Source organism: Phyllobacterium sp. P5_D12, from assembly GCF_054049495.1.
This window is the reverse complement of record NZ_JBFUMG010000443.1, coordinates 1-3,708: the sequence shown is the minus strand read 5'-3', so window position 1 is coordinate 3,708 and position 3,708 is coordinate 1. Positions and strand designations below refer to the sequence as shown.

Sequence of the window (3,708 nt, the reverse complement as noted above, 5' to 3'; positions counted from 1 at the left end):
CCTTTTTGAGCGTCGATCTCGATTTTCGCGCCTTGCCGGGAATTTATGTCGGCATCGTCATGGGCCGACATGCCGGCTTTCTCACAACAGCGGCGGCGGCCTGGCAGTTGGACGAGGAGAGTGGACCGCACCTTCTTTACGTTCCGGAGAGGGCGTTCTCGCCGGAACGATTCATCGACGACGTACGCGAGGCCACCTCACGCCATGGGCGTTGCATCGTGGCAATGTCGGAGGGTGTGACGGCCGAAGACGGACGATCGGTCGTTGAAACCCTCATTCCGCCGGATCGGCTCGAGCGTGATGCGCATGGCAATGTCCGCCTTTCTGGCGGCGATCTCGGAATGACGATCGAGGAGTTAATTCGAACCGGGCTGCCCGGGGCTCGAGCCCGCGTCGATACATTCGGCTATCTGCCGCGCGGCAATATAGCGACCATCAATGAAACGGACGCTCGCGAAGCTTTTGAAGCTGGAGCCTTCGCTGTGGAAGCGGCCGCCCGTGGCGGTGGATCGGTAGCCCTGCAGTATGCAAACGGAAAAACAAGTCCGCAGCTGATACCGCTCGCCAATGTCGCCGGAAAGACGAAGCATCTGCCGGATGATTTCATGCTGCCCGATACAAACGAGATCTCATCGMAGGGCCGAGCCTATCTGGAAAGACTGCTTCCTCGCAAGTTCGACCCGGCCAAGCCATTCGTTTGAGTTTCAAAAACCCTTGTGTTCTGCAAAAGTACCGCATAGGATATTCCATATCGGTAAAAATTATCGCTGTATTTTCTCTTTTGTGAAAGTCTAGCCGCTTGCGGGAACATCTGGATCAGACGGACAGGCGGCTTGTCAAACAGCTTTCGCAGGATGCGCAGCCTGGGTTGACGCGTCTCGCTGAAACGATGGCGATGTCCGTGCCAACGGTACGCACGCGCCTTCGCAACTTGCTGGACCGAAACCTCCTGAAGATCGTCGGACTGCTCAACCTGACGGAACGTCCCGAGCTGATCTCGGCCATCGTCGGTGTCAATACACAGGGGCGCGGCCGCGTACGCGAGATCGCGGAACGGATTGCAGCGCTGCCCTTCGTCACATCAGCATGTGTCGTAACCGGACGGTTCGACATCATCGTCGATGTGGTCATCGCAGGCGACATTGCCGATCTTTACYGGGTTACCAGCGAGTTGATACCCGGGGTCGGCGACCTCGGAGAGATCGTACGGAGCGAGACCTTCGTGGTTATGGCATCGTGCAACAAATGGGTGAGCTTGCCGGAGGGATGCTGGACTGATCCGGCAATGGCACCAAAAACAAATTAATAGCCCAATAAAGGGCGGGGAATACCAACGGAGGACATAAGAATGAAAATTACTCGACTATTCGTCGCAGGGATTGCCCTGCTCGGCATGACTGTAGCAGCAAATGCCGGAACACTTGACGACATCACCAAGCGCGGCGAACTGCGCGTCGCGGTTCAGACGCAGGGCCCACCCTTTTCCATGGTCGATGCGGCTGGCAAGCGCACGGGCAGCTCGGTCGAGCTTGCCGAACTGATGGCGAAGGAAATGGGCGTAAAAATCACGTTCCAGGACTATGACTGGGATGGTCTGATCCCGGCGCTGCTTTCCGGCAAGGCCGATCTGCTGGTTGCGGATATGACCCCGACACTCGCGCGGGCGATGAAAGTCGCCTTCACCAAGCCGTTCATGTACACGGGAAGCGCCGTCTTTGCCAAGACTGACAGCAAATTCGGCACCATGGATGCTTGCAAGGCCAAGGGCACGAAGATCGCCGTGCTTCTCGGAGCGACGGGCGAAAAAGTGGCAAAGGAGACTTTCCCCGATGCCGAAATCAAGAGCTACAAGGGCGGCGGTCCGCTCCTGCTCGATGCTGTAAATAACGGCCAGGCCGATTGCGGCGTAAACGATGTCTCGGCGGTCAAGGGTCAGCAGGCCGCTTATCCGGCCGGCAGCTTCACGATCATGCCGGAAGTCCTGTCGAAAGAGCCGCTGGCATTCGCGACACGCTATGACGAGCAGGACCTTCTCGTCTGGATGAACCTGTTCCTCGATCAGGTCGCGCTCGACGGTCGTCTTCAKAAGAACCTGGATTATTGGGTTAATTCGGAAGACTGGAAGAAAGACCATCAATAGCAAGTCTCGGACGGCATGCGTGGGGCGGTTCGCTTCAGGCATGCCGTCCGGCGCTTTTTGATCGCGTCCGTTCCGCCTGAGGGATCTTCCCGGCATGCTTGAAAACTTCAGCTTTCGCACCATCATCGAATATCTGCCCCTGTTCGGGCAGGGATTTGCTGCGACGCTGTGGCTATCGATCGTTTCGTTCGCCGGCGCGCTTGCCGTGGGCATCATTCTGTGTGCGATGAACCTGCAGCGCTCGCGGCTCGTGCAGCTTCCGGCAAAAATCTATATCGACGCGATCCGCGCGACACCGCTGCTTGCACAGCTTTACTTTCTCTATTTCGGCCTGCCACGGCTCGGGGTCGTTTTGCCAGAGCTTTTCGTCGGCATTCTCGCTTTGGCTTTGAACAGTGGCGCCTACATCGCCGAGATCATCCGCGCCGGCATCCTGTCGATTTCGCGTGGACAGGTGGAGGCCGGCATTGCGTCCGGGATGACCTATGCCCAGCGCATGCGCCTGGTGATCCTGCCGCAGGCCATACGCGTGACCATTCCACCGCTGCTTGGCCAAGCCATTGTTWTAGTGAAGGACTCGGCGTTGCTGTCGTTGATTTCCGTCGCCGAACTGACGCGGGCGGGCCAATTGCTGGCGTCGGACAGGTTCATGCCGGCTGAAGGCTTCCTTACGACTGCCGCATGCTATCTCGTCCTCTACTACGGGCTGAAGTCCCTGGCGGTTTTGTCGGCGCGCTGGCTCGGTGTGCGCCCTATCGGGAGCCGCACATGATCTGGTTTCAGCTCCAAAGCCTGATGGGCAGCTATCCACTGGCATTGCGCGGGCTCGGCATGACCATTGCCCTGTCTGGCATAAGCCTGGTGCTCGGTACGATCCTCGGCTTTGCACTCGGTGTCTTGCGCACCAGCGGCAGCCGCTTGCTGGATTCTGCAATCGGATTATGGGTCGACTTGATCCGCGGGACGCCCTTTCTCGTACAGATATTTCTTATCTTCTTCATCCTGCCGGAACTCGGTGTTGAGCTCGATGCGTTCACTGCAGGCATCATAGCGCTGACCAACCTCGCAGCCTGCTTCATTTGCGAGATCGTCGCAGCTGGCATCCGTTCGGTGCCGACCGGGCAGGTCGAGGCGGCGCTCGCGTCCGGCTTGTCGCAGTGGCAGCGGATGCGTCAGGTGGTGCTGCCGCAAGCGATGCGCGTCTCCCTGCCGCCTCTCGTTGGCCAATATGTGCTTCTCATCAAGGATTCGTCGGTGGTCTCCGCCATCGGCCTGACCGATCTTACCCGGGTCGGCTGGCTGGTGGTTCAGCGGGTGCCCAATGGGTTGCTCGTGTTCGCCATTGTCGGCATCGGTTATTTTGTCGTGTGCTATCCGCTCATCCTGCTCGCCCGCCGTCTGGAGAGACGCATGAGCGCCGCCCATGGCGAGGTGCAATTGTGATGCATTTCCGTCCCATTAACGAAGGCAGCCAGATATGATCGAGTTTCGCGGCGTCAACAAATGGTTCGGCGCGCTCCATGTTCTCAAGGACATCACGCTCAGTGTCGAGCCGCGCGAAGTCGTCG

The 3,708-nt window shown here is 58.6% G+C and carries 5 protein-coding genes and 1 pseudogene; all 6 read left to right on the top strand.

Annotated elements, in window-relative coordinates; all coding sequences use genetic code 11:
- Nucleotides 1–701, top strand: a 701-nt coding sequence (locus ACXJ5O_RS21400) for a 6-phosphofructokinase (protein WP_457301650.1), incomplete at its 5' end; no start/stop codon positions are given.
- A gap of 98 nt (nucleotides 702–799) precedes the next feature.
- Nucleotides 800–1,306: an Lrp/AsnC family transcriptional regulator gene (locus ACXJ5O_RS21395; RefSeq protein ID WP_457301649.1), complete on the top strand. Its 507-nt coding sequence runs from the start codon at nucleotides 800–802 to the stop codon at nucleotides 1,304–1,306.
- 42 nt (nucleotides 1,307–1,348) lie between these two features.
- On the top strand, nucleotides 1,349–2,140 hold the full coding sequence (locus tag ACXJ5O_RS21390; RefSeq protein WP_457301648.1) for an ABC transporter substrate-binding protein: 792 nt from the start codon (nucleotides 1,349–1,351) through the stop codon (nucleotides 2,138–2,140).
- Between the two features lie 94 nt (nucleotides 2,141–2,234).
- The gene (locus ACXJ5O_RS21385) at nucleotides 2,235–2,912 is read left to right on the top strand and encodes an amino acid ABC transporter permease (protein WP_457301647.1); all 678 of its coding nucleotides are present in this window, start codon (nucleotides 2,235–2,237) and stop codon (nucleotides 2,910–2,912) included.
- Nucleotides 2,909–3,583, top strand: coding sequence for an amino acid ABC transporter permease (locus ACXJ5O_RS21380; protein WP_271897905.1), 675 nt, complete (start codon nucleotides 2,909–2,911; stop codon nucleotides 3,581–3,583). Before ACXJ5O_RS21385 ends, ACXJ5O_RS21380 begins: the two co-directional genes overlap by 4 nt.
- Nucleotides 3,584–3,617: 34 nt before the next feature.
- Nucleotides 3,618–3,708, top strand: a pseudogene (locus ACXJ5O_RS21375) (polar amino acid ABC transporter ATP-binding protein); the annotation flags it as partial.